The sequence below is a fragment of the Dietzia massiliensis genome, from assembly GCF_018390595.1.
In the GTDB taxonomy this organism is placed as follows: domain Bacteria; phylum Actinomycetota; class Actinomycetes; order Mycobacteriales; family Mycobacteriaceae; genus Dietzia; species Dietzia massiliensis.
This window is the reverse complement of the sequence record NZ_JAHBAV010000098.1, coordinates 1-5,181: the sequence shown is the minus strand read 5'-3', so window position 1 is coordinate 5,181 and position 5,181 is coordinate 1. Positions and strand designations below refer to the sequence as shown.

At 72.8% G+C, this 5,181-nt stretch carries 4 protein-coding genes; all 4 read left to right on the top strand.

The window, feature by feature from the left end; genetic code table 11:
• Positions 1-2,362, top strand: a 2,362-nt coding sequence (gene infB, locus KHA85_RS15975) for a translation initiation factor IF-2 (RefSeq protein ID WP_213186567.1), incomplete at its 5' end; no start/stop codon positions are given.
• A 111-nt stretch (positions 2,363-2,473) separates the two neighbouring features.
• On the top strand, positions 2,474-2,932 hold the full coding sequence (gene rbfA / locus KHA85_RS15970; RefSeq protein ID WP_007632708.1) for a 30S ribosome-binding factor RbfA: 459 nt from the start codon (positions 2,474-2,476) through the stop codon (positions 2,930-2,932).
• Complete coding sequence (locus tag KHA85_RS15965; protein WP_213186566.1) at positions 2,929-3,906, top strand: DHH family phosphoesterase; 978 nt, start codon at positions 2,929-2,931, stop codon at positions 3,904-3,906. The genes rbfA and KHA85_RS15965 overlap by 4 nt, the downstream gene beginning before the upstream one ends.
• Complete coding sequence (locus KHA85_RS15960; RefSeq protein WP_308936979.1) at positions 3,890-5,179, top strand: MATE family efflux transporter; 1,290 nt, start codon at positions 3,890-3,892, stop codon at positions 5,177-5,179. Before KHA85_RS15965 ends, KHA85_RS15960 begins: the two co-directional genes overlap by 17 nt.
• Positions 5,180-5,181: the final 2 nt, after the last annotated feature.

Sequence of the window (5,181 nt, the reverse complement as noted above, 5' to 3'; positions counted from 1 at the left end):
GTCCCGCCCGGCTCCCGGCCCCCGTCCGGCCGGCCCGAAGCCCGGGCCCAAGACGCCGCGCGTGGGTAACAACCCGTACTCCAGCGGCACCACGCCCGCCCCGCGCCCGCAGGGCGGCCCCCGCCCGGGTCCCGGGCAGGCCGGTCCGCGTCCGGGTGGCGCACGTCCGGCGCCGGGCCAGGGTGGTCCCCGTCCCCCGCAGCGCCAGGGTGCTCCGGGCCAGGGCGGCCCCCGTCCCAGCCCCGGCAACATGCCGCCTCGTCCCAACCCCGGTCAGATGCCGGGGCAGGTCGCACGGCCCGCAGCGGGCCGCGGTCGGCCCGGTGGCCCCGGCGGACGTCCCGGCGGCGGCGGCTTCCGCCCCGGCGGTGGCGGCGGTGCCCCGGCAGCGGGCGGCGGTGGTTTCCGCGGTCGGCCCGGTGGCGGCGGGCGCGGTCGCGGCGGTGCCGCGGGCGCGTTCGGACGTCCCGGCGGTGCCCCGCGCAGGGGTCGCAAGTCGAAGCGGCAGAAGCGTCAGGAATACGATTCGATGCGGGCACCGGAGGTCGGCGGCGTCCGGCTCCCAGACGGTCGTGGGCAGGTCCTGCGGCTGGCTCAGGGCGCCTCGCTGAGCGACTTCGCGGACAAGATCGACGTCAACCCGTCGCAGCTGGTCCAGGCGCTGTTCAACCTGGGCGAGATGGTCACCGCGACGCAGTCGGTCACTCCGGAGACCCTCCAGCTCCTCGGTGAGGAGATGGGGTACAAGGTCCAGATCGTCAGCCCCGAGGACGAGGACCGCGAGCTGCTCGAGTCCTTCGACCTGTCCTTCGGCGAGGACGAGGGCGGCGAAGAGGACCTCGAGCGTCGTCCCGCGGTCGTTACCGTCATGGGTCACGTCGACCACGGCAAGACCCGGTTGCTCGACAGCATCCGGTCCGCCAAGGTCGGCGAGGGTGAGGCCGGCGGCATCACCCAGCACATCGGTGCCTACCAGGTCACCGTGCCGGTCGACGACGTCGAGCGCACGATCACCTTCATCGACACCCCGGGTCACGAGGCGTTCACCGCCATGCGTGCCCGCGGCGCCAAGTCGACCGACATCGCGATCATCGTGGTGGCGGCGGACGACGGCGTGATGCCGCAGACGGTCGAGGCGATCAACCACGCGCAGGCGGCCGACGTGCCGATCGTCGTGGCGGTCAACAAGATCGACAAGGAGGGCGCGCAGCCCGACAAGATCCGTGGCCAGATGACCGAGTACGGCCTCGTGCCGGAGGAGTACGGCGGCGACACCATGTTCGTCGACATCTCCGCCAAGCAGAACCTGAACATCGATTCGCTGCTCGAGGCCGTCGTCCTCACCGCGGACGCCGCTCTGGACCTGCGGGCCAACCCGGACATGGACGCCCAGGGCGTCGCGATCGAGGCGCACCTCGATCGCGGTCGTGGCCCCGTGGCCACCGTGCTCATCCAGCGCGGCACGCTGCGGGTCGGCGACTCGATCGTCGCCGGCGACGCATACGGTCGTGTGCGCCGCATGGTCGACGAGCACGGCCAGGACGTCGAGGAGGCGACCCCGTCGCGTCCGGTCCAGGTCATCGGTCTGACCAGCGTGTGTGGCGCCGGCGACACCCTGATGGTGGTCGACGAGGACCGCACGGCCAGGCAGATCGCCGATCGACGCAATGCGCGTAAGCGCAACGCGATGGCCGCGCGCAGCCGTCGCCGGATCAGCCTCGAGGACCTGGATTCGCACCTCAAGGAGACGAGCCAGCTCAACCTCATCATCAAGGGCGACAACTCCGGTACGGTCGAGGCCCTCGAAGAGGCCCTCATGGGTATCGAGATCGACGACGAGGTGCAGCTGCGCGTCATCGACCGCGGCGTCGGCGCCGTCACCGAGACGAACGTCAACCTGGCGGCGGCGTCCGACGCGGTGATCATCGGGTTCAACGTCCGCGCGGAGGGTAAGGCCACCGAGATGGCCAACCGTGAGGGCGTCGACATCCGGTACTACTCGATCATCTACCAGGCGATCGACGAGATCGAGAGCGCGCTCAAGGGCATGCTCAAGCCGATCTACGAGGAGAAGCAGCTCGGTCAGGCGGAGATCCGCCAGATCTTCCGCTCCTCCAAGGTGGGCAACATCGCCGGTTGTATGGTGCTCGACGGCATCATGCGGCGTAACGCCAAGGCGCGGCTCATCCGCGACGGCAACGTGGTCGTGGAGGAGATGACCGTCTCCTCGCTGCGCCGCGAGAAGGACGACGTGACCGAGGTCCGCGAGGGCTTCGAGTGCGGTCTGACGGTGACGTACTCCGACATCAAGATCGGCGACGTGATCGAGACGTACGAGCTCGTCGAGAAGCCGCGCGACTGACGTCGCAGAGCACACCGTGGGGGCGGGTTCCGTATCGTACGGACCTGCCCCCGCGGTGCGCTCGTCAACACGTGACCGCCCAGCGGTCGCACCATGTCAAGGAGGATCGCCATGACCGGCAAGGGACGCGCGGGACGGCTCGGCAAGCGGATCGGTGAGATCGTCGCGACGGCCATCGAGCACGAGATCAAGGATCCGCGTCTCGAGTACGTCACCATCACCGACTCGCGCATCACCGCGGACCTGCGGGTCGCCACCCTGTACTACACGGTTCGGGGCGAGACCCTCGACGAGGAGCCGGACCTCGAGGCCGCGGAGGCGGCGTTGACCGCCGCGCGGGGGCGTCTGCGCACGATGGTCGGCCGGCAGACCGGGGTCAAGTTCACCCCGGAGCTCACGTTCGTGCTCGACTCCGTGCCCGACGCCGCGCGGCACATGGAGGAACTCCTCGCCAGGGCGCGGGCCAGCGACGAGCAGGTCCGTCGTGCGGCCGAGAACGCGCGTCCGGCCGGTGACGAGGACCCCTATCGGAAGCCGGAGGAGGACCGACCGGAGGACGACGACCGGTGACCACGGCGGTGGACGCCGCGGGGGCGGCGGACGTGTTGGGGCGGCACCGCGAGGTGACCGTGCTCTGTCACGTCCGCCCGGACGCCGACGCCCTGGGCAGCTCCTGCGGTCTGGCGCGGGCGCTGCGCGCGGTCGGCGTGACCGTCCACCATTCGTTCGACCCCGGCGTGGTCCCGGACGCGCTGCGCGCCATCCCGGGCACCGACCGGGTGATCCCGCTGTCCCGGGTGCCCGCCCACGGCGGCCTCGTGGTGACCCTGGACTGTGCGAGCCCCGACCGGGCCGGGGCCTGGGAACGGCTGGCCGAGCGCGCCTCCGAGGTGCTGGTGGTCGACCACCACGGATCGAACCCGGGTTTCGGATCGCACATGTATCTCGACCCGACCGCCGCGTCGACCGCCTCGCTCGTGTTGGAGGTGCTCGACGCCGGCGGCTACGTCGTCGACGCCGACATCGCCACCAGTCTCTACGCCGGTCTCGTCACCGACACCGGGTCCTTCCGGTGGGGCGGGTCGGACGCGCACGAGACCGCCCGCCGCCTGCTCGAGGCCGGAGCGGAGTCGGAGGAGCTCGCGTACGACCTGCTCGACGCCCGTTCCTTCACGTGGCTGCGGGTCCTGGGTGAGCTGCTCGCCACCGTCCGTCTGGACGTCGACGCCGTGGGTGGTCGGGGCGCGGTCTGGCTCGCGGTCCCGTACGAGGTGATCGCCGCGGCGGACGAGGACGACGTCGAGTCGCTCGTGTCCCATCTGCGGGGCGTTCGCGAGGCGCGGGTGGCGGTCCTGCTGAAGGAGTACCGGCCGGGGGAGTGGGCCGTCTCGCTGCGCTCCCGGGGTGACGCGGACCGCGAGGCGATCGACGTCTCGGTCGTGGCCGGGTCTCTGGGCGGCGGCGGACACCCGTCTGCGGCCGGCTGCACCGTCCGCGGTGACCTCGACGCCGTGAGTGCGAGGCTCCGTGAACTCCTCGGCTGACGCCGCGCCCACCGCGCCGCGGTCGGCGGCGCGGCCGGAGCCGGAGCCGGCGCCGGAGGTCGGGGTCGGGGTCGGGGCGATCGGCCGACGCCTGTGGTCCATCGCGCTGCCCGTTCTGCCGGTGCTGTCGGCCGAGCCCGTCTACCTGTTGGTCGACGGCATCATCGTGGGCCGACAGGGCGCGGACGCGCTCGCGGCCCTCGGGGTCGGCGCGCTCGTGCTGCTCGTGCTGGGCACCCAGATGAACTTCCTGTCCTACGGGACCACCGCCCGGTCCGCGCGGCTGCACGGCGCCGGTCGGCGCGCTGATGCGGTCGCCGAGGGCGTGCAGGCGACGTGGATCGCCCTCGGCGTCGGAGCGCTCGTGGTCGCCGCGGTATCGGCGCTGATGGGCCCGCTCACCCGCGCCCTCGCCGCCGACGCCGGGGTGGCCGCGGGCGCCGCCGAGTGGCTGCGGGTGGCCGTGTGGGGTATCCCGTGCATCCTCGTCGCCTCGGCCGGCCACGGATGGATGCGCGGCGTCCAGCGCCTGCGCACCCCGCTCGTGCTGGTGGCCGTCGGGATCGGCGTGTCGACCGTCGGGTGCGTGGTGCTGGTCCCCGGACTGGGACCCGCGCCGGAGATGGGTCTGGTCGGCAGCGCCTGGTCCAACCTGGCCGGTCAGCTGCTCATGGCGGGCGGCTTCCTCACCGCGTTGGTCCTCGAGCACACGGGTTCGCTGCGTCCCCGCCGGGCCGTCATCGTCAGCCAACTGCGGATGGGCGTCGACCTCGTCATCCGTACCGCGTCATTCCAGATCACCTTCGCCGTCGCCACCACGGCCGCCGCCGCGGCGGGCGTCAACTCGCTCGCCGCCCATCATCTCGCGCAGCAGTTGTGGTCGCTGTACTCGCTCGTCCTGGACTCCGTGGCCATCGCCGCGCAATCGCTCGTGGGCGCCGCCCTGGGCGCCGGTCTGGCCGCGCACGGTCGGGCGTTGGCCCGGGCCGTCGTCGTGTGGTCACTCGGTCTGGGGGTCGCGCTCGCCCTGGTGACCGTGCTCTTCCGCGAGCCGATGGCCACCCTGCTGGCCGGCGACGCCGGGGTGGCGGACCGGCTGGTGGTGGCGCTGATCGGCATGGCGGGGGGCGGCCCGCCGGCCGCCACCCGCCCCCCCCCCCCCCGGGGGCCCCCCCCCCCGGGGGCGCCGCCCCGCCGGCCGGCGGCGGTAAAGGGTCTCCCTGGCCGGCGACCCGGGCAGGTTCTCCCCGGGCGGCCTTCCGGCCGCCGGTGAGG

What these genes read in the sequence shown, in the direction of transcription:
- rbfA (WP_007632708.1), top strand. Translation starts at nt 2,474, where the DNA reads ATGACCGGCAAGGGACGCGCGGGACGGCTCGGCAAGCGGATCGGTGAG.